Genomic DNA, 19,480 nt, shown 5'->3' on the forward strand with positions numbered 1-19,480 from the left:
ACAAAAACAAGAAGCCCGAAACCAAAAATAAAAATAGAGCATGCAACTACTTCTTGGGGAGCTTCGGCTCCCCTTGTGGTTTCTGCGATTCCAGAATCTGCGCACCTGCTTACCGTAGGAGCGAGCTGGCTCGCGATGGTCGTGAACGATAACGCGTAAAACCAGACACCCCGCACCGCTCTTGCGCTTTTCGCGAGCAAGCTCGCTCCTACAACCTGCGACCTACAGCTCATATCTGCTGTGTCCTACACCATCCCCCGACTAAATGCTAGAATCCCCGCCCATCATGCGGTCATTCTTCTGTTATGGCCGAATATTCCTTCAAACAGTGCATCCCATGCTGAAGAAGCTGTTCCAGTCATTCCGTTCTCCCAAGCGTCCTACGCAACACATTCGCAGCACGCCTGAAGTGCTCAACAGCGGCCAACATTCGCTGCAGAAGGCGCAATTCAGCCGTTACGCGGTGAATATCGTTGAACGCCTGCAGAGCGCCGGTTATCAGGCTTACCTGGTGGGCGGCTGCGTGCGCGACATGCTGCTGGGTATCACCCCGAAAGATTTCGACGTTGCCACCAGCGCCACACCCGAGCAGGTGCGGGCCGAATTCCGTAACGCGCGAATCATCGGGCGCCGATTCAAACTGGTGCACATCCACTTCGGCCGCGAAATTATCGAAGTCGCGACCTTCCGCGCCAATCACCCGCAAAACGAAGACGAGGAAGACAGCAACCAGTCTTCGCGCAACGAAAGCGGGCGCATCTTGCGCGATAACGTCTATGGCACCCTGGAAGAAGACGCGCAACGTCGCGACTTCACCATCAATGCCCTGTATTACGATCCGGTCAGCGAACGCATCCTCGACTACGCCAACGGCGTACACGACATCCGCAATCACCTGATCCGCCTGATCGGCGATCCGACGCAACGCTACCAGGAAGACCCGGTACGGATGCTCCGGGCCGTGCGTTTCGCCGCCAAGCTGAACTTCGGCATCGAAAAACACAGTGCCCTGCCGATCCGCGGCCTGGCACCGATGCTGCGCGAGATCCCGTCGGCCCGCCTGTTCGAAGAGGTGCTCAAGCTGTTCCTCTCCGGCCATGCCGCCGATACGTTTGAAATGCTGGTCGACCTGCAGTTGTTCGATCCATTGTTCCCGGCCAGCGCCGAAGCACTGGAATACAACCCGACGTACACCCACACCCTGATCAGCGAGGCCCTGATCAACACCGACCTGCGGATCAAGCAGAACAAACCGGTCACCCCGGCGTTCCTGTTTGCAGCCCTGCTCTGGCCTGCCCTGCCGGCCCGCGTCCTGCGCCTGCAGGAGCGTGGCATGCCACCGATTCCGGCGATGCAGGAAGCGGCACACGAGCTGATTGCCGAACAGTGCCAGCGGATCGCGATTCCGAAACGCTTCACCATGCCGATCCGCGAGATCTGGGACATGCAGGAACGCCTGCCGCGCCGCAGCGGCAAGCGTGCCGATCTATTGCTGGACAATCCGCGCTTCCGCGCCGGCTACGATTTCCTGTTGCTACGCGAAAGCGCCGGCGAGCAGACCGATGGCCTGGGCGAATGGTGGACGGACTACCAGGACGCCAACGAAAGCGAGCGCCGTGACATGATTCGCGACCTCAGCGGCAAGGACGAAGGCACCGGCGCCCCGCGCAAGCGTCGCCGCAGCGGTGGTTCAAAACGCAAACGCGCCGCCGGCGCCTCGAGCACCACGGGCGAGTAATCCATGGAACGCATCTACATCGGCATGGGCAGCAATCTGGCTGCCCCTGCCGAACAATTGCGCAGCGCAGTCGAGGCGTTGGCGCACTTGCCGCAATCAGAGCTGGTTGGGGTTTCTGCGTTTTATCAAAGTGACTCGCTGCTACCCGGACAACCGCGCTACACCAATGCAGTGGCCGCTCTCGACAGCACGCTGGCGCCGCTTGAACTGCTGGATGCCTTGCAGGCCATCGAAAACGGTCAGGGTCGCGAGCGCCTTGAGCGCTGGGGGCCGCGCACGCTGGACCTTGACATCGTGCTGTTCGGTGATCGCCTGATCGACGAACCGCGCCTGAAGGTTCCCCATTACCATATGCAGGAGCGGGCCTTCGTGTTGTATCCGCTGGCAGAATTGGCACCTGCGGATTTGCGCCTGGCCGATGGCCGCACGCTAAGTAGTTTACTCGCAGCCTGCCCGTTCGTCGGGTTGGAACGCCTCCCCCTGAACTGACCCAAATCCCCTGTGGGAGCGAGCTTGCTCGCGATGGCGTTGTGTCAGTCCATATCAATGTTGAATGTACTACCGCTATCGCGAGCAAGCTCGCTCCCACATTGGTTTGTGGCGAACACAAAAGTGCAACCAACCCCCGAATCGAACAAACCTGCTGAATCGCATCAGTTACCCCGGTAACACCCCACCCGTAACAATGCGGTAACACACGCAATTGACTTCCCTCGTTCTCCTCACGACTATAGGCGTCCCGCTGCCGCTAACACGGCATTCAAGGGCGCAATCCAGGCCTTAAAAGCACGACTAAAGAACGTGCGCCTGTATTCAACGAAGAATCACGCGCGTTACTCGCAGTAGTTTCCACAGCGCCTGAATGAGGAAGTTTTTCATGCCAGCCATCACCCTGACCACCCTGCAAGGTCTGAAGCAAAAAGGTGAAAAGATCACCATGCTGACCTGCTACGACGCGACCTTCGCCCACGCCTGCAATCAGGCTGGCGTCGAAGTGCTGCTGGTGGGCGACTCCCTCGGCATGGTTTTGCAGGGCCACGACAGCACCTTGCCTGTCACCACCGCAGAAATGGCTTACCACGTGGCCGCCGTCAAACGCGGTAACAGCGATGCCTTGATCCTCGCCGACCTGCCTTTCATGGCCTACGCCACCACCGAGCAAGCCATGACCAACAGCGCCCTGTTGATGCAGGCCGGCGCGCATATGGTGAAGGTTGAAGGGGCGTTGTGGCTGGCCGATTCGATCCGCCTGCTGGCCGAACGCGGCATCCCTGTCTGCGCGCACATGGGTCTGACGCCGCAATCGGTGAACATCCTTGGCGGCTACAAGGTCCAGGGTCGCAATGAAAACCAGGCACGGCAGATGCGCGCCGACGCGATTTCCCTGGAACAGGCCGGGGCGGCAATGTTGCTGCTCGAGTGCGTCCCGAGCGAACTGGCAGAAGAAATCACCCAGGCGGTGAAGATTCCGGTGATTGGTATTGGCGCTGGCAATGGCACCGACGGCCAGGTGCTGGTTCTGCACGACATGCTGGGGCTGTCCATTACCGGCCGCATACCAAAATTCGTGAAAAACTTCATGACTGGCCGGACCAGCATTGAAGCTGCATTGAATGCCTACGTGACTGAAGTCAAAGCGGCAACTTTCCCTGGGATCGAACACGGATTTTCTGCATGAACACCGTAAAAACCGTACGCGAACTGCGGGCCGCCGTGGCCCGTGCCCGTAGCGAAGGCAAGCGCATCGCCTTTGTGCCAACCATGGGCAACCTGCACAGCGGCCACGTGGCGCTGGTGACCAAAGCCTCCCAACGGGCAGATTTCGTGGTGGCGAGCATTTTCGTCAATCCGCTGCAATTCGGTGCTGGCGAAGACCTCGACAAGTACCCGCGCACCCTTGCCGCCGACCAGGAAAAACTGCTCCAGGCCGGTTGCCACTTGTTGTTTGCGCCAACCGTCGAGGAGATGTATCCCGGTGGAATGGCCGGCCAGACACGCGTCAGTGTCCCGCAATTGTCCGAAGGCCTGTGCGGCGCCAGCCGGCCGGGTCACTTCGAAGGCGTGGCGACGGTGGTCAGCAAGCTGTTCAACATGGTCCAGCCGGACCTGGCGATTTTCGGCGAAAAAGATTTCCAGCAACTGGCGGTGATTCGTGCGCTGGTACATGACCTGAACATGCCGATCCAGATCATCGGTGAGCCGACCGTACGGGCGGCCGATGGCCTGGCGCTGTCGTCGCGCAACGGCTTCCTCAGCGAAGAGCAACGCGCTGTGGCACCAGTGGTCTACCGCACGCTGAAAGCGATTGGCGAGGCGATCAAGCAAGGCGAACACGACTACCCGACGCTGATCGACACCCAGATCAAACAGCTCGAAACGGCCGGCCTGCGTCCTGACTATCTGGAAATCCGCCATGCCCTGACCTTGCGCCCGGCGACGGCGCAGGATCGTGACCTGGTGATTCTGGTGGCGGCGTTCCTCGGTACGACGCGGTTGATCGACAACCTGCACCTGAACCTCGACGCGCCAAACTAAACACCGAAAAACCCTGTGGGAGCGAGCTTGCTCGCGATAGCGATTGTTCAGTCACAACAATTTTGACTGATACACCGCCATCGCGAGCAGGCTCGCTCCCACAAGGGGATCTGCGCCGGATTCCAAGCCGTATTGCCGCCCACAAACCCTTCGGGCAAACTGCCCGCCGTTCGATTCCGACCTGGGAAACACTCATGCACGCCATCATGCTCAAAGCCAAGCTGCATCGCGCCGAAGTCACCCACGCTGTACTCGATTACGAAGGCTCCTGCGCCATCGACGGTGAATGGCTGGACCTGTCCGGCATCCGCGAGTACGAACAGATCCAGATCTACAACGTCGACAATGGCGAGCGCTTCACCACTTACGCCATCCGTGGTGAAGAAGGTTCGCGCATGATCTCGGTCAATGGCGCCGCCGCGCACAAGGCCAAGGTCGGCGATCGCGTGATCATCTGCGCTTACGCTCATTACAGCGAAGCCGAACTGCTCAACTTCAAGCCGCGCATGCTCTACATGGCACCGGGCAATGAACTGAGCCACACCAGCAACGCCATTCCGGTCCAGGTCGCCTGATCCGAGTCCTGTCTTTTCCGTTTGTCGGACCGTTCCTAACTTTGCTGTTAAAAAAGTACCGGAAACAGGTCAGACAAAGGCAAGACAGATTATTGCGCGGGGTTTACTGTATCCGCCCTGCGCCATGAAATCGTGTCGACGCAGTTGACCGGAACGCCCATCCACAGCGCTCCGGGATTTTTAGTGTTCAAAAGGCCGTTCAAGTAATAAGGAAACCCGCAGCGATGGCGTATTACCGCACTCCTCACGACGTTACCGCTTTGCCCGCCTGGCAAGCGTTGAATGACCACCGCCAAGCCATGCAGGATTTCAGCATGCGCGAAGCCTTCAATGCCGATCCGCAGCGTTTTACTCAATTCACCCTCAGCAGTTGCGGCCTGTTTCTCGACTATTCGAAAAACCTGATCAACGCCGAGACCCGCAATCTGCTGGTGGGCCTGGCCAACGAAGTCGACCTCAAGGGCGCGATCAAGTCGCTGTTCGACGGCGAAATCGTCAACGCTTCCGAAGGCCGTCCAGCCCTGCACACCGCCCTGCGTCGCCCGGTTGGCGACAAGCTGTCGGTCAACGGCGTCAACGTGATGCCGGAAGTGCACAAGGTGCTGAACCAGATCACCGACCTCGTCGGCCGTATCCACGACGGTCTGTGGCGCGGTTACACCGAGAAGCCGATCACCGACGTGGTCAACATCGGCATCGGCGGCTCCTTCCTCGGCCCTGAGCTGGTGTCCGAAGCGCTGCTGTCTTACGCCCAGAAAGGCGTGCGTTGCCATTACCTGGCGAACATCGACGGCAGCGAGTTCCATGAACTGACCATGAAGCTACGCGCCGAGACCACGCTGTTCATCGTCTCGTCGAAATCCTTCAACACCCTCGAAACCCTGAAGAACGCCCAAGCCGCCCGTGCCTGGTATCTGGCCCAGGGTGGTTCGGAAGCCGAGCTGTATCGCCACTTCATCGCGGTATCGAGCAACAACGCCGCCGCGGTAGCGTTCGGCATCCGCGAAGAGAACATCTTCCCGATGTGGGACTGGGTCGGCGGACGCTACTCGCTGTGGTCGGCCATCGGTTTGCCGATTGCCCTGGCCATTGGCATGTCCAACTTCAAGGAGTTGCTGTCCGGCGCCTACACCATGGACCAGCACTTCCAGAGCGCGCCGTTCGAACAGAACATGCCGGTGCTGCTGGCCTTGCTCGGCGTGTGGTACGGCAACTTCTGGGGCGCCCAAAGCCACGCGATCCTGCCGTACGACCACTACCTGCGTAACATCACCAAGCACCTGCAACAGCTGGACATGGAATCCAACGGCAAGAGCGTACGCCAGGACGGCAAGCCTGTGTCCACTGACACCGGGCCGGTGATCTGGGGCGGCGTCGGCTGCAACGGTCAGCACGCTTATCACCAGTTGCTGCACCAGGGCACCCAGTTGATCCCGGCCGACTTCATCGTGCCGATCGTCAGCTTCAACCCGGTGTCCGACCACCACCAGTGGCTGTACGCCAACTGCCTGTCGCAGAGCCAGGCGCTGATGCTCGGCAAGACCCTTGGCGAGGCCGAAACCGAACTGCGCGACAAAGGCATGAGTGAGGCCGAGGTGCACAAACTCGCGCCGCACAAGGTGATTCCGGGCAACCGTCCGAGCAACACCCTGGTGGTCGAGCGCATCAGCCCGCGCCGCCTCGGCGCACTGGTGGCGATGTACGAGCACAAAGTCTTCGTGCAAAGCGTGATCTGGGGCATCAACGCCTTCGACCAGTGGGGCGTGGAGCTGGGCAAGGAGCTGGGCAAAGGCGTCTACAACCGCCTGGTCGGCAGCGAAGAAACCCCGGCCGAGGACGCCTCGACCCAAGGGCTGATCAACTACTTCCGTGGTCGTCACCGCGGGTGATCTAGAGCCACACAGCTATACCTGTGGGAGCGAGCCTGCTCGCGAATGCGGTTTGTCAGTCGACGTTGATGTTGATTGACCCAACGCTTTCGCGAGCAGGCTCGCTCCCACAGTTGTTTTGTGTACGACTTGAACCCATTGGTCTCTCGGCGCATCTTTATCTTTGTCGCAAAACAAGAATAAGGAACCGTCATGTTCGATATCAGCACGTTCCCCAAAGCCGATGCCGTCCGCCGGGCCGCACAATTAAGTCAAGAGGACTATCAGCGCCTGTACCGCGAGTCCGTTGAACACCCCAGTACGTTCTGGGCCGAACAGGCCACCCGCTTCCTCGACTGGAGCGCATCGTGGCAGACCGTCCAGCGCTACGACCTGAAGACCGGTGAGGCCAGCTGGTTTGCCGGTGCAAAGCTGAACGTCAGCTACAACTGCATCGACCGGCACCTGGAAAAACGCGGCGATCAGGTCGCCATCATCTGGGAAGGCGACGACCCTGCCGACTCCACCTCCATTACCTACAAAAAACTGCATGAAAACGTCTGCCGCCTGGCTAACGTGCTGAAAAGCCGTGGCGTGAAAAAAGGCGACCGCGTGTGCATCTATATGCCGATGATTCCCGAGGCGGCCTACGCCATGCTGGCCTGTACCCGCATTGGCGCGGTGCATTCGGTGGTGTTCGGCGGCTTCTCCCCCGACTCGTTGCGCGACCGAATTCTCGACGCCGACTGCCGCACCGTGATTACCGCGGACGAAGGCGTGCGCGGCGGCAAGGTCGTGCCCCTCAAGCAGAACGTCGACAAGGCGCTGCAAAGCTGCCCGGGCGTGAGCAGCGTGCTGGTGGTCGAGCGCACCAAGGGGCAGGTGAACTGGGTCGATGGACGGGACATCAAGTATCAGCAGGCCCTGCGCGATGCCAGCGCCGATTGCCTGCCCGAGCCGATGGACGCCGAGGACCCGTTGTTCATCCTCTACACCTCCGGCAGTACCGGTAAACCCAAAGGCGTACTGCACACCAGCGGCGGCTACCTGTTGCAAGCCGCGATGACCTTCAAGTACGTGCTGGACTACCGCGATGGCGAAGTCTTCTGGTGCACCGCCGACATCGGCTGGGTCACAGGCCACAGCTACATTGTGTACGGCCCGCTGGCCAACGGCGCGACCACGCTGATCTTCGAAGGCGTGCCGAGCTACCCGAGTACCTCGCGCTTCTGGCAGGTGATCGACAAGCACAAGGTGAACATCTTCTACACCGCCCCGACGGCGCTACGTGCGCTGATGCGCGAAGGTCCCGAACCGTTGAAACAAACATCCCGCGCCAGCGTCAGGCTGCTCGGTACGGTCGGCGAGCCGATCAACCCGGAAGCGTGGCAGTGGTACTTCCATGAGGTCGGCGAAGAGCGCTGCCCGATCGTCGATACCTGGTGGCAGACCGAAACCGGCGCCATCATGCTCAGCCCGCTGGTCAGTGCACAGCGGATCAAGCCCGGTTGCGCGACACAACCGATGTTCGGCGTACAGCCGGTATTGCTCGACGAGCAGGGCAAGGAAATCAAAGGCGCCGGCAGCGGCGTACTCGCCTTGAAGTCCAGCTGGCCGGCACAGATCCGCAGCGTCTACCGCGACCCGCAACGCATGGTCGACACCTATTTCAAACCTTACCCCGGCTACTACTTCACCGGTGACGGCGCACGACGCGATGAAGACGGTGATTACTGGATCACCGGACGCATCGACGATGTGATCAACGTGTCCGGCCACCGCATCGGCACCGCCGAAGTGGAAAGCGCCCTGGTGCTGCACGAGAGCATCGCCGAAGCCGCTGCAGTCGGTTATCCCCATGACATCAAAGGCCAGGGCATCTATGTCTTCGTCACGCCCATGAGCGGCGTCGAAACCAGCGATGAACTGAAGAAAGAACTGCTGGCCCTCGTCAGCCAGGAAATCGGCAGTTTCGCCAAACCGGACTTGATCCAGTGGGCGCCGGCCCTGCCGAAAACCCGTTCAGGCAAGATCATGCGGCGCATTCTACGCAAGATCGCCTGCAATGAACTCGACAGCCTGGGCGACACTTCGACCCTGGCTGACCCGAGCGTGGTGCAAGACTTGATCGATAAACGCCTGAATCAATGACGTACTGTGCCCTGTAGGAGCGAGCTCGCTCGCGATGAACTCAAGCGCGCCGCGTACATTCAGGAGAAACGCGTTACCGTTAACGTCCATCGCGAGCGAGCTCGCTCCTACAGAGTGGCAGAGTAGCCATGGAATTCATCCGCACCCGCATCGAAACCCAGATCATGAGCCTGAGCGGTTTGTCCCTGGGCAAACTCGACCTGGAAAACCCCAAGGGCGACCCCGGGCTGTTCGGGCCAGACTCGGTGAGCTGGCAAGTCCATGGCGATTTCAGCAGCATGCTGATCGGCGGCATCAGCGCCCTGATGCTGCAAGCCCTGCACCCGCTGGCGTTGGCCGGGGTTTGGGACCATTCAAACTTTCGTGAAGACATGCTCGGCCGCTTGCGCCGTACCGGGCAGTTCATTTCCGGCACTACGTTTGGCTCACGACAGGACGCAGACTGGTTGATAGAGAAGGTCCGCACCATCCATTTGCAGATTACCGGCACCGCGCCGGATGGACGTCCCTACGCGGCCAGCGATCCCGATTTACTGACATGGGTGCACGTGGCGGAAGTCAGTAATTTCCTGGCTGCACATTTGCGCTATCGCAATCCGCACCTGTCCCCAGCCGATCAGGATCGCTACTACTCTGAAATTGCCCTGATCGCCGAGCGACTCGGGGCCAGGGATGTACCCCGTTCGCGGCGGGAAATTGCCGACTACCTTGAGCGCATCCGTCCACAACTGCTGTGCGACGAGCGCAGTCGTGAAGTCCTGCGCCTGTTGCTGAACGCCCCCTCCCCCAGTCGCCTGGCCAAGCCTTTCGGCGGTTTGATGATGCAGGCCGGGATCGATCTGCTGCCGGACTGGGCCAGTGACATGCTCGGCGTCAGCCAGAACCCGCTGCAACGCAAGCTGATCCGCGCCAGCGTCAATCGCAGTGCGCCGATGCTGCGCTGGGCGGTGCGTAATGGGTCGGTGCAGCGGGCCAGGCGGCGGATGGGCCTGTAGGAGCTGGCTTGCCAGCGAAGACGATCGCGCATCAACAAATGTGCTGGATGACACACCGCTTTCGCTGGCAAGCCAGCTCCTACAGTGTTCCCCATAACTGTTAAACTCCCGCGCCCAATTCCCTCCTGCAAGGCGCCCAGCATGTCTTCCTTGAATCAGGCGCTGCGCGCCGCCCTCGATCAACGCCAGGACCTGCTCGCCGAACTGCACCAGCAGGGCACCGATTGCTATCGCCTGTTCCACGGCAGCCAGGAAGGCGCCGGTGGCCTGACCATCGACCGCTACGGTCCGCAACTGATGGTGCAGAGCTTCCACCAATCGCTGGAGCGCGAGGAACTGCTGCAACTGCACGAAACGATCAATCAGCACCTGGGTTTTGACACCCTGCTGGTCTACAACGACCGCTCCCGTGGCAACTCGCGCATCGATCGCGAAGACATCGTCTACCGCGCCGACGAAGCCGCCCTGCAGGACCTGGTCGGCCACGAGTGGGGCCTGAACTATCGGGTGCGTGGTCGCCATGCCGGACAAGACCCGCTGCTGTTCCTCGACCTGCGCAACACCCGTGGCTGGGTCAAGGACCACAGCAAAAACAAAAGCGTGCTGAACCTGTTCGCCTACACCTGTGGTGTCGGCCTCAGTGCCGCCGCCGGTGGTGCGCGCGAGGTGTGCAACCTGGACTTCGCCGAAGGCAACCTGGCGGTCGGCCGAGAGAACGGTCAACTCAACCCGCAATTGCCAACCATGGAATTTATCCAGTCCGACTACTTCCCGGCCATTCGCCAACTGGCCGGCCTGCCGATCAGCCAGCGCCGCGGGCAAAAACTGCCGAGCTATCAGCGCCTGGAACAGCGCCAGTACGATCTGGTGCTGCTCGACCCTCCGGCCTGGGCCAAGAGCGCATTCGGCACCGTCGACCTGCTGCGCGACTACCAGAGCCTGCTCAAACCGGCCCTGCTGACCACTGCCGACAACGGCGTGCTGATCTGCTGCAACAACCTGGCAAAAGTCAGCATGGACGACTGGCGCGAGCAGGTTTTGCGTTGCGCAGAGAAGGCCGGGCGGCCGGTGCGTGAGTGGAGCGTGATGAAGCCAGGCGCCGACTTCCCGTCGATGGATCAGCAACCACCGCTGAAAACCCTGATCCTGCAGCTCTGATTACTGTGGGAGAAATCTGAAACTTACTGAACAGGGCGATCACTTGGGAACCGGAAACGCGTGCCATACTCCAAGGCACTCCGATCCAGACAGATGAAGCCGCACATGTACAAAGGATTGATTCGCGCCGTCGGCGCCTTGTTGACTGCTCTGGCCCTCTACAGCTTGCTGGGTTTTCTGATTTTACCGGGTGTCGCGCTGCGCGTTGCCAACCAGCAACTGGCCAACTACGCCACCACACCCGCCACGATCCAGCGGATCGAATTCAATCCGTTCAGCCTTGAGCTGACCGTTTGGGGCTTGAGCATCGGCGAGCCCGGCAAGGAGCAGGTCGGTTTCGAACGCCTGTACGCCAATCTGCAACTCGACAGCCTGTGGACCAAGGCGGTGCACCTGTCCGATGTCGAACTGGACAAGCCCAAGACCGAAATCCTGTTCGGCAAGGACGGCAAACTCAATCTGCTGGGACTGTTCAAACTGCCAGCGAGCGAACCCACACCCGCCGATCCGGATGCCAAGCCGTTTCCGCTGCGCATCGAGCGGATCAAACTGGCCGGCGGCGCCGTGCACTTTGAAGATGCCCGGCCCAGCGAGCCCATCGAGTTTCTCTACGACACACTCGATTTCGAGCTGAAGAACCTCAGCACCCTGCCCGATGACAGCGCCGACATGACCTTGGTGGCCGTCGGCCCCAATGGCGGACAGATCGACTGGACCGGCAACTTCAGCCTGATCCCGATCGCCTCCGAAGGTAAGCTGAAAATCACCGATGGCAAGATGAAAGCCTTCTGGCCCTATGTGCGCGACGCCGTGCCACTGGACCTCGAAAACGGCGTCATGAGCATCAGTACCGACTACAGATTCAGCCTGGCCAAGGAAACCGAGCTGCTGTTGAGCAATGTAGCGGTCAACATTGCACCCTTCGCGATCAAGGCCCCGGATGGCCGGCCGCTGGTGAAGCTCGAGCGCCTGGACGTCAGCGAAACCACCGTGGACCTGGCCAAACAGCAAGTGGTGGTCGGCAAGATCCGCAGCCACAAACTGGAAACCTGGGCCGCACTGGAACCGGACGGCCAACTCGACTGGCAGAAACTGTTCGCCAGCCAACCGTCAAAACCCACCGCCAAAGCCAAGGCGGATGCCGAACCAGCCAGCACTCCGGCGGCGTCAGACTCACCGAAACCTGAACCAGCCGCGCCAGACAAACCCTGGCAAGTGCTGCTCAAGGATGTGCAGTTGCGCGATTACCAGGTGCATCTGGTCGACCGCAAGGCACAACCCGCCGTCGCCCTGGATCTGAGCCCGCTGAACCTCGACCTGCAAAACTTCGACAGCCTCAACGGCTCACCCTTTACCCTCAAGCTCGATACCGGCGTGGGCAAGCAAGGCAAGATCATGGCCGACGGCGAGGTCAACCTGGCCCCCGTCAGCGCCAGACTGAAGGTCCAGACCAGGGACATCGACCTGCGGGTTGCCCAGTCCTACATCACCCCGTTCATTCGCCTGGAACTGCGCAGCGGCATGCTCGGCAGCGATCTGGCGGTCGACCTGAAAAGCACCGAGCCCCTGGCCTTCAGCGTCACCGGCCGCGCCCAGGTCGATCAGTTGCATACCCTGGACACCCTGAAAACCCGCGACTTCCTCAAGTGGCAACAGGTCGTGGTCGAAGGCCTGAACTATCAGCATGGGGACAGCCTGTCGATCGACAAGATCAACCTGTTCCAGCCCTATGCGCGCTTCATGATCAACGATGATCGCACCACCAACATCGATGACCTGCTGATTCCGCAACCGGCGGACTCCGGGGCAAAACCGGCAGCAAGCAAACCGGCCAGCAATGAAAAGCCGTTGGGCATCCACATCGGTGGCATTTTCATCAATGACGGTTCGGCCAACTTCGCCGACTTCAGCCTGACCCCGAACTTCGCCACCGCCATTCAGCAACTTAACGGGCAGATCGGCACCATCGACAGCCGCCAACCGAAACCGGCCGGTGTCGACGTCAAGGGCAAAGTCGATCGCTATGCGCCGGTGACCATCAAGGGCGCCGTCAATCCGTTCGACCCGATGGCCAGCCTCGACATCGCCACCAGCTTCAAACGCGTGGAGCTGACCACGCTGACGCCCTACTCCGGCAAGTTCGCCGGCTACCGTATCCGCAAGGGCCGGCTCAATCTCGATTTGCACTACCAGATCACCAAGGGCCAGCTCAAAGCTGATAACAAAGTGGTGGTCGAACAATTGCAACTGGGTGAAAAAGTCGACAGCCCGGATGCCGTGAGCCTGCCGCTGAAACTGGCGATTGCCTTGCTCAAGGACGTCGATGGCAAGATCTCCATCGAGCTGCCGGTCAGCGGCGACTTGAACAACCCGCAATTCAGCATCATGCCGATTATCTGGCAGAGCCTGCGCAACCTGATCGTCAAAGCCGCGGCAGCACCGTTCAAACTCATTGGCGGGCTGGTCAACGGTGGTGGCTCGGAAGACCTGGGCAGCGTTTCATTCGCAGCCGGTTCCAGCGACTTGGGCAAGGACGCCGAAGGTGCCTTGGACAAACTGTCCAAAGCACTCAAGGAGCGCCCGGCCCTGCGCCTGGAAATCGAAGGCACCGCCGCCCAGAGCAGCGATGGCCCGCTGATCGCCGAACAGCGCCTGGAGCGTGAATATCAGTACAACTACTACAAAATGCTCCAGCGCCGCGGCGACAAGGTCCCGGCCCAGGCTTCGTTGCTGGAAGTGCCGGACGACGAAAAAGGCCCGCTGCTTGAAGGTATCTACCGCATCCGCCTGAAAACCCAGCCCCCTGCCGAATGGAAGGATCTGGGCAAGGAAGAGCGCACCGCAAAAATGCGTGCCGAGGTGATCAAGTTCTGGAGCTCCAGTGACGTGCTGTTGCGTCAACTGGGCCAGGAGCGCGCCAGTAGCATCAAGGATTACCTGGTCGACAAGGCCCAGCTGGAAGATGACCGGGTGTACTTCATTGACGCCAATGTGGGCGAGGCAGAAAGTGACGGCCGCGTGGTAACACCGATGCATCTGGACGCCGAGTGATGGTTCGGTGGCTGCTGGCAGGCCTGGTTCTGGTGCTATCCGCCAGTCAGGCCTGGGCGGCCGATACCCTGCGCTGTGGCAGCCAATTGATCAGTGTCGGTGATCGCTCCAGCGAAGTTCTGCAGAAATGCGGTGAACCGGTCAGTCGCGACTTGTTGGGTTACAAACGCAGTGCAGATCGGCGCGAGGAGTTTCAGGTCGAGGAATGGACCTACGGACCGAATGGAGGGATGTATCAATACTTGCGGTTCGAAGGTAATCGGCTGAAACAGATCACCAGCAAACGCGGCAATTAATTTGCCACTATCCAATGTGGGAACGCTGCAAATAGAACAGGCCCCGACAAAAGTGCGCGGGGCCTGTGGTGGCCAACATTCGATTGGCCTCGGTCCAGGCGAGAAGCTTTGCCTTACTCGGCTTTCAGGCCGTCAGCGGAGACCGCCTTGACGCCTTTGATTTTCTTGGTGATGGCCACAGCCATTTCTTTTTGCGAATCGGTCACGGCGGTGGTCGACGACAGCGATACCACGCCTTTGTTTGTTTCAACCTTGATGTCGCTACCTGGAATGCCTTTTTCGGTCATCAGGTCGGCTTTGACTTTGGTGGTGATCCAGGTATCGGAAGTAGCTTCTTTCGCTTCGGTCATTTCACCGGCAGCCAGCACCATTGGCGACTGGGTTGCCTGGGTGGTTTGAGCGAACGCGACGTTGGCCATGGTCAGGGTCAACGCGGTAGCAGCAGCGGCAGTGATAGCGAACTTCTTCATACGAGTAACTCCTGTTTTTCGGAAAAGTCTGCCGGGTGTCTTCGTCGACAGGGTTACCAAGGATGTTGCGAACGCTGTGCCAACTCTGAAATAGATAATAAAACATTATAAATCAATAAGTTATAAAATCAGCCAGTTTTCGGAATCATGCAAAATGCACGAGACGCAGAAAGGCTGCATGCAAGTTGCGGGTTTCTGGAAAGTTCCTAAGACCCTGAATTTCCGAGCTTTCTCTGTAGCTTTTAACGACGGTTCGATGAACAGGAAAAACCCCGCAATGGCGGGGATTTGATTCAGCTATTCATGTCGCGGAACCGGAACACCCTTTAGGCAAATAGTCCTGGGAAACGCTGCTTTTACACGACCAGCCTTTGGCTTCGTCCCGTGTCAGGATAACGGTTTTGCCCTGGACCACCCCCGGGGCATTGTGCAACGTACATACGATTGATCCCGCCCCCTCCGCAGTTGAAGCCGTCACAGACAGGGCGCAGTGGTTGGTCGATGTCGCGCCGGCGGGCGCCACGTTGGCAATTGTCGGGGTTTCGCCCTGGTTAATCACATCCTCGAACGGCACCTTCATTGCAGTCAGTTCGGCCAGCGCCGCCGTGACTTTGGCCCGAGCCTGGTATTTGGAATACATCGGCAGTCCCAGAGTTGCCAGGATCCCGATGATCGCCACCACGACGAGCAACTCGATCAGGGTAAAACCTTTTTGATTGTTCATGTACAAGCTCCATGCATGAGTCGAAGGCTCATGACCTGCCCCATGGCAGCACAGCCTGTGCCAAGGCCAAAAGCCCCTGTTGACAGGGGGCATGGTGGCTGTAAAGCCCTTACCTATTACCAGGATCAGCACTATCTGACGTTTTTTGTCACCTTACCCTTGCGGGTTTGGCCTCGTCCTTTGACTAGGCTATAAGAGCAATTCAATCGGAATACCCAGGACTGAACATGGCGGTCAAGGCAGCGAAAGTCAGCGTGTATGCATGGGAAGGCATCGACCGCCAAGGCACAAAAGTGACCGGCGAACTCAGCGCTCAAAACCCGGCACTGATCAAGGCGAAACTGCGCAAGCAAGGCATCAGTCCGGGCAAGGTTCGCAAAAAAAATCCGTCGGTTTTCGACATGGGCAAGCGCATCAAGGCCCATGACATTGCCCTGTTCACCCGGCAAATGGCGACGATGATGAAGGCCGGCGTGCCGTTGCTGCAGTCGTTCGACATCATCGGCGAAGGCTTCGACAATCCGGCCATGCGCAAGCTGGTGGACGAACTGAAACAGGAAGTTGCCGCAGGCAGCAGCTTCGCCGCCGCCCTGCGCAAGAAGCCCCGCTATTTCGATGAGCTGTATTGCAACCTGGTGGATGCCGGCGAGCAGGCCGGTGCCCTCGACACCCTTTTGGAGCGGGTCGCGACCTACAAGGAAAAAAGCGAAAGCCTCAAGGCCAGGATCAGGAAAGCCATGACCTACCCGCTGGTGGTGGTGTTCGTCGCGGCGATTGTCAGCGGGATTCTGCTGGTCAATGTCGTGCCGCAGTTCGAGTCGGTGTTCAAAGGCTTTGGCGCCGAACTGCCGGCCTTCACCGTGATGGTCATTGGCCTGTCGCAATTCATGCAGGCCTGGTGGTGGGTGGTCCTTGGCGCGCTTATCACCATGGCCTTCGGCGTGCGCCATGCCCTCAGGACATCCAAGGCATTGCGTGACCGGATGGACACCTGGCTGCTGAAACTGCCGCTGGTGGGCCCCCTGATGCACAAGTCCGCCGTAGCCCGGTTCGCCCGTACACTGTCGACCACTTTCGCAGCCGGTGTACCGCTGGTGGAGGCCCTGGAATCAGTGGCCGGTGCGACCGGCAATATCGTGTTCAAGCGCGCGGTATTGCGCATCCGGCAGGACATCTCGACCGGTATGCAATTGAATTTCGCCATGCGTACCTGCGGTGTCTTTCCGAACATGGCGATACAGATGACCGCCATCGGCGAAGAGTCAGGCACCCTGGACGCCATGCTCGACAAAGTCGCGGGGTTCTACGAAGACAACGTCGATAACATGGTCGATAACCTCACCAGCCTGATGGAGCCGTTCATCATGGTGGTGCTGGGTGTTATCGTCGGTGGACTGGTAGTTGCCATGTACCTGCCCATCTTCCAACTTGGCTCAGCGATCTGACATGCCCTTGAATGAAATTCTGATTCACTCTGCGCTGGCCTTTGTCCTTCTCGCAGGCATCACCGGCCTGCTGGTCGGCAGTTTCCTCAATGTCGTGATCTGGCGCCTGCCGAAAATGCTCGAACGCGACTGGCGTGAGCAGGCCCATGACATTCTCGGGCTGCCTGGCGAAACACCGTTGCCGACCTACAACCTGTTGCTGCCCCATTCCCAGTGCCCGCACTGCAGTCACCGAATCCGCGCCTGGGAAAACATCCCGGTGCTCAGTTATGTGTTTTTGCGCGGGCGCTGTTCAGCCTGTGCGGCGGCAATCAGCCCGCGCTATCCGTTGACCGAACTGGCCTGCGGGCTGTTGTCGGCGTTTGTTGCCTGGCACTTCGGCTTCGGTTGGCCGGCCGGCCTGGTGCTGGTCTTGAGCTGGGGCTTGCTGGCGATGAGCCTGATCGACGCCGAACATCAGATATTGCCGGACGTACTGGTGCTGCCGTTGATGTGGCTGGGGTTGATCGTCAACAGTTTCGGCCTGTTCGTGTCGTTGCACGAGGCGCTTTGGGGCGCGATTGCCGGCTACTGCGTGCTGTGGTCGGCGTTCTGGCTGTTCAAGCTGATCACGGGCAAGGACGGCATGGGCTACGGAGATTTCAAGCTGCTGGCGATGCTGGGCGCCTGGGGGGGCTGGCAGATTCTGCCGCTGACCATCCTGCTGTCCTCGCTGGTGGGTGCCATTATCGGGCTGATGATGCTGCGCTGGCGCAATGCAAAAACCTCGACGCCAATCCCTTTCGGTCCCTATCTGGCCATCGCCGGCTGGATTGCGTTGCTCTGGGGTGGTCAAATAACCGACCTCTATTGGCAGTTTGTCGGTTTGAAATGAATAGCCCTGTGGAAAAACCCTGGATTCTCGGCCTGACCGGCGGCATCGGCAGCGGCAAAAGTGCGGCCGCCCAACACTTCATCGATCTGGGCGTGCATGTGGTCGACGCCGATCATGCCGCTCGCTGGGTAGTTGAACCTGGCCGCCCGGCACTGGCACAAATCGCCGAACACTTCGGTCCCGGCGTGTTACAGGCCGACGGGCAACTGGACCGCGCCGCGCTACGCAAATTGATCTTCGAAGTGTCTGAAGAACGCCGCTGGCTGGAAGCCCTCCTGCATCCGTTGATCGGCGAGGAGATCGCTCACCACCTGGCGCTGGCAAAATCGCCATATGCGATTCTGGTTTCGCCGCTGCTGATCGAGTCCGGGCAATACGCCATGACCCAACGGGTGCTGGTGATCGATGCCCCCGAACAATTGCAGATCGAACGCACCCTGCAACGTGACCAGACCAGCGAGCAGCAAGTCCAGGCGATCCTCAAGGCCCAGTCCAGCCGCCAGGATCGCGTGAGCCATGCCGACGACGTCGTGGTCAATGACCGCGACCTTGCCTGGCTGCACAGCGAGGTCGAACGCCTGCATCACTTTTATCTTTCTTTGCGTGGAGGCCAGTCATGAGCCAACCAACAACCGTCGAATGCCCAACCTGTGGCGCCCCCGTGGAATGGACCGCCGAAAGCAAATACCGGCCATTCTGCTCCGATCGCTGCAAACTGATCGACCTGGGCGCCTGGGCGTCCGAAGAACACAAGATTCCAGTGCCTCCCGATGCCGAGGACGAGATGTTCAGCGGCGACTTCGACCCGCGCCACTGATCCATCGAGACGGCGATTCCAGGCTTTGCGTGGATCAGGATTTGGGATCGTCGTCCTTCCAGGGAGCCGAGAGATAGCGTGTGCGGTTGAACGTCTCCAGCCACTCCGGACAAAACACCACCAGCGCACTGACGATCATGCCGTTGATAAACGCTTCGGGAAAAATGATCAGCCACAGGTAACCGACAAAATCCTCGAGCCAATACGGCATCTCGAAACGTTCATCCAACCACAGCAACCACAGCGCCAGCAGCAGGCACAGCAACGCCGACAGCGCGGCGGCAAAGAAGCCGGACACGAAGATATACACGAAAGGATTTCGTGGCTGCGCACGCTCCACCAGAATGGCGCAGCACTCAGTCACCAGCACCGGCAACGCGATCAGCAGCGCACCATTGACCCCGACCGCCGCCAGGTCCTGTCGGCCGAGCAACACCATCCCCGTTTGCGCCACCAGGCCGCCAACCAGCGCCAGCGGCCAGTCCAGCAGCAGGGTTACCGCTGTCATGCCGATGAAATGATAAGACACGCCGGTATCGAAGTCGCGCCGCACCAGCCACAACAGAAACAGCGCAAACACCGTTCCGAACAACAAATGCTGACGCCGGCTGTCGGTGAACAGCTCAACCCACGGCGCGCGACAGATCGCCCAGATCAACACCGGCATATAGATCAGCCAGCCGACCGCAAGGGTTTGCGATGACAGCAACTCTGCACCGATCATGGCTACGCGCGTCTCCCAGGCGAAGAACAACAGACGCTCAGTCTACACCGCCGCTCGCC

The 19,480-nt window shown here is 59.8% G+C and carries 18 protein-coding genes; 15 read left to right on the forward strand and 3 right to left on the reverse strand.

The window, feature by feature from the left end:
• Nucleotides 1-337 precede the first annotated feature (337 nt).
• The 11 genes from ACM6IK_RS20975 (at nt 338) to ACM6IK_RS21025 (ending at nt 14,367) form a co-directional block, all read left to right on the forward strand.
• Nucleotides 338-1,738 carry a polynucleotide adenylyltransferase PcnB gene (locus ACM6IK_RS20975; protein ID WP_008050165.1) on the forward strand — a complete coding sequence of 467 codons (1,401 nt, stop codon included), beginning with the start codon at nt 338-340 and terminating at the stop codon, nt 1,736-1,738.
• A gap of 3 nt (nt 1,739-1,741) precedes the next feature.
• A complete protein-coding gene (gene folK, locus ACM6IK_RS20980) occupies nt 1,742-2,227 on the forward strand; it encodes a 2-amino-4-hydroxy-6-hydroxymethyldihydropteridine diphosphokinase (RefSeq protein WP_414875840.1) in 486 nt (161 codons plus the stop codon).
• 388 nt (nt 2,228-2,615) lie between these two features.
• Complete coding sequence (gene panB / locus ACM6IK_RS20985) at nt 2,616-3,416, forward strand: 3-methyl-2-oxobutanoate hydroxymethyltransferase (RefSeq protein ID WP_414875841.1); 801 nt, start codon at nt 2,616-2,618, stop codon at nt 3,414-3,416.
• Nucleotides 3,413-4,273, forward strand: a complete 861-nt coding sequence (gene panC, locus ACM6IK_RS20990; RefSeq protein ID WP_414875842.1) for a pantoate--beta-alanine ligase — start codon at nt 3,413-3,415, stop codon at nt 4,271-4,273. The genes panB and panC overlap by 4 nt, the downstream gene beginning before the upstream one ends.
• A gap of 194 nt (nt 4,274-4,467) precedes the next feature.
• Complete coding sequence (gene panD / locus ACM6IK_RS20995; RefSeq protein WP_003228271.1) at nt 4,468-4,848, forward strand: aspartate 1-decarboxylase; 381 nt, start codon at nt 4,468-4,470, stop codon at nt 4,846-4,848.
• Nucleotides 4,849-5,072: 224 nt separating this feature from the next.
• On the forward strand, nt 5,073-6,737 hold the full coding sequence (gene pgi / locus ACM6IK_RS21000; protein WP_414875843.1) for a glucose-6-phosphate isomerase: 1,665 nt from the start codon (nt 5,073-5,075) through the stop codon (nt 6,735-6,737).
• Between the two features lie 192 nt (nt 6,738-6,929).
• Entirely contained in the window at nt 6,930-8,867 is a 1,938-nt protein-coding gene (gene acs, locus ACM6IK_RS21005) for an acetate--CoA ligase (RefSeq protein ID WP_414875844.1), read from the forward strand.
• Between the two features lie 128 nt (nt 8,868-8,995).
• A complete protein-coding gene (locus ACM6IK_RS21010; RefSeq protein WP_414875845.1) occupies nt 8,996-9,862 on the forward strand; it encodes an oxygenase MpaB family protein in 867 nt (288 codons plus the stop codon).
• A gap of 141 nt (nt 9,863-10,003) precedes the next feature.
• Nucleotides 10,004-11,020: a class I SAM-dependent rRNA methyltransferase gene (locus tag ACM6IK_RS21015; protein WP_414875846.1), complete on the forward strand. Its 1,017-nt coding sequence runs from the start codon at nt 10,004-10,006 to the stop codon at nt 11,018-11,020.
• 93 nt (nt 11,021-11,113) lie between these two features.
• A complete protein-coding gene (locus ACM6IK_RS21020) occupies nt 11,114-14,071 on the forward strand; it encodes a DUF748 domain-containing protein (RefSeq protein WP_414875847.1) in 2,958 nt (985 codons plus the stop codon).
• A complete protein-coding gene (locus ACM6IK_RS21025) occupies nt 14,071-14,367 on the forward strand; it encodes a DUF2845 domain-containing protein (RefSeq protein WP_414875848.1) in 297 nt (98 codons plus the stop codon). Before ACM6IK_RS21020 ends, ACM6IK_RS21025 begins: the two co-directional genes overlap by 1 nt.
• 113 nt (nt 14,368-14,480) lie before the next feature.
• Here the strand turns inward: ACM6IK_RS21025 and ACM6IK_RS21030 are convergent, their stop codons facing one another.
• Both ACM6IK_RS21030 and ACM6IK_RS21035 read right to left on the reverse strand, forming a co-directional pair.
• The gene (locus ACM6IK_RS21030; RefSeq protein WP_095945518.1) at nt 14,481-14,837 is read right to left on the reverse strand and encodes a BON domain-containing protein; all 357 of its coding nucleotides are present in this window, start codon (nt 14,835-14,837) and stop codon (nt 14,481-14,483) included.
• Nucleotides 14,838-15,138: 301 nt separating this feature from the next.
• Nucleotides 15,139-15,561 carry a pilin gene (locus tag ACM6IK_RS21035; protein WP_414875849.1) on the reverse strand — a complete coding sequence of 141 codons (423 nt, stop codon included), beginning with the start codon at nt 15,559-15,561 and terminating at the stop codon, nt 15,139-15,141.
• Between the two features lie 227 nt (nt 15,562-15,788).
• Between ACM6IK_RS21035 and ACM6IK_RS21040 the strand changes: the two genes are divergently transcribed.
• Genes ACM6IK_RS21040 through yacG form a run of 4 tightly spaced genes read left to right on the forward strand, consistent with a single transcriptional unit; the run spans nt 15,789 to nt 18,697 of the window.
• A complete protein-coding gene (locus ACM6IK_RS21040; protein ID WP_414875850.1) occupies nt 15,789-17,006 on the forward strand; it encodes a type II secretion system F family protein in 1,218 nt (405 codons plus the stop codon).
• Between the two features lies 1 nt (nt 17,007).
• Complete coding sequence (locus ACM6IK_RS21045; RefSeq protein WP_414875851.1) at nt 17,008-17,880, forward strand: prepilin peptidase; 873 nt, start codon at nt 17,008-17,010, stop codon at nt 17,878-17,880.
• Nucleotides 17,877-18,500, forward strand: coding sequence for a dephospho-CoA kinase (coaE, locus tag ACM6IK_RS21050; RefSeq protein ID WP_414875852.1), 624 nt, complete (start codon nt 17,877-17,879; stop codon nt 18,498-18,500). Before ACM6IK_RS21045 ends, coaE begins: the two co-directional genes overlap by 4 nt.
• Nucleotides 18,497-18,697: a DNA gyrase inhibitor YacG gene (gene yacG / locus ACM6IK_RS21055; protein WP_108216452.1), complete on the forward strand. Its 201-nt coding sequence runs from the start codon at nt 18,497-18,499 to the stop codon at nt 18,695-18,697. The genes coaE and yacG overlap by 4 nt, the downstream gene beginning before the upstream one ends.
• Before the next feature lie 34 nt (nt 18,698-18,731).
• Here yacG and ACM6IK_RS21060 read toward each other — a convergent pair whose 3' ends face one another.
• On the reverse strand, nt 18,732-19,421 hold the full coding sequence (locus tag ACM6IK_RS21060; RefSeq protein WP_414876077.1) for an energy-coupling factor ABC transporter permease: 690 nt from the start codon (nt 19,419-19,421) through the stop codon (nt 18,732-18,734).
• Nucleotides 19,422-19,480: the final 59 nt, after the last annotated feature.

It is taken from the genome of Pseudomonas sp. IT-196MI5 (genome assembly GCF_949767415.1).
In the GTDB taxonomy this organism is placed as follows: domain Bacteria; phylum Pseudomonadota; class Gammaproteobacteria; order Pseudomonadales; family Pseudomonadaceae; genus Aquipseudomonas.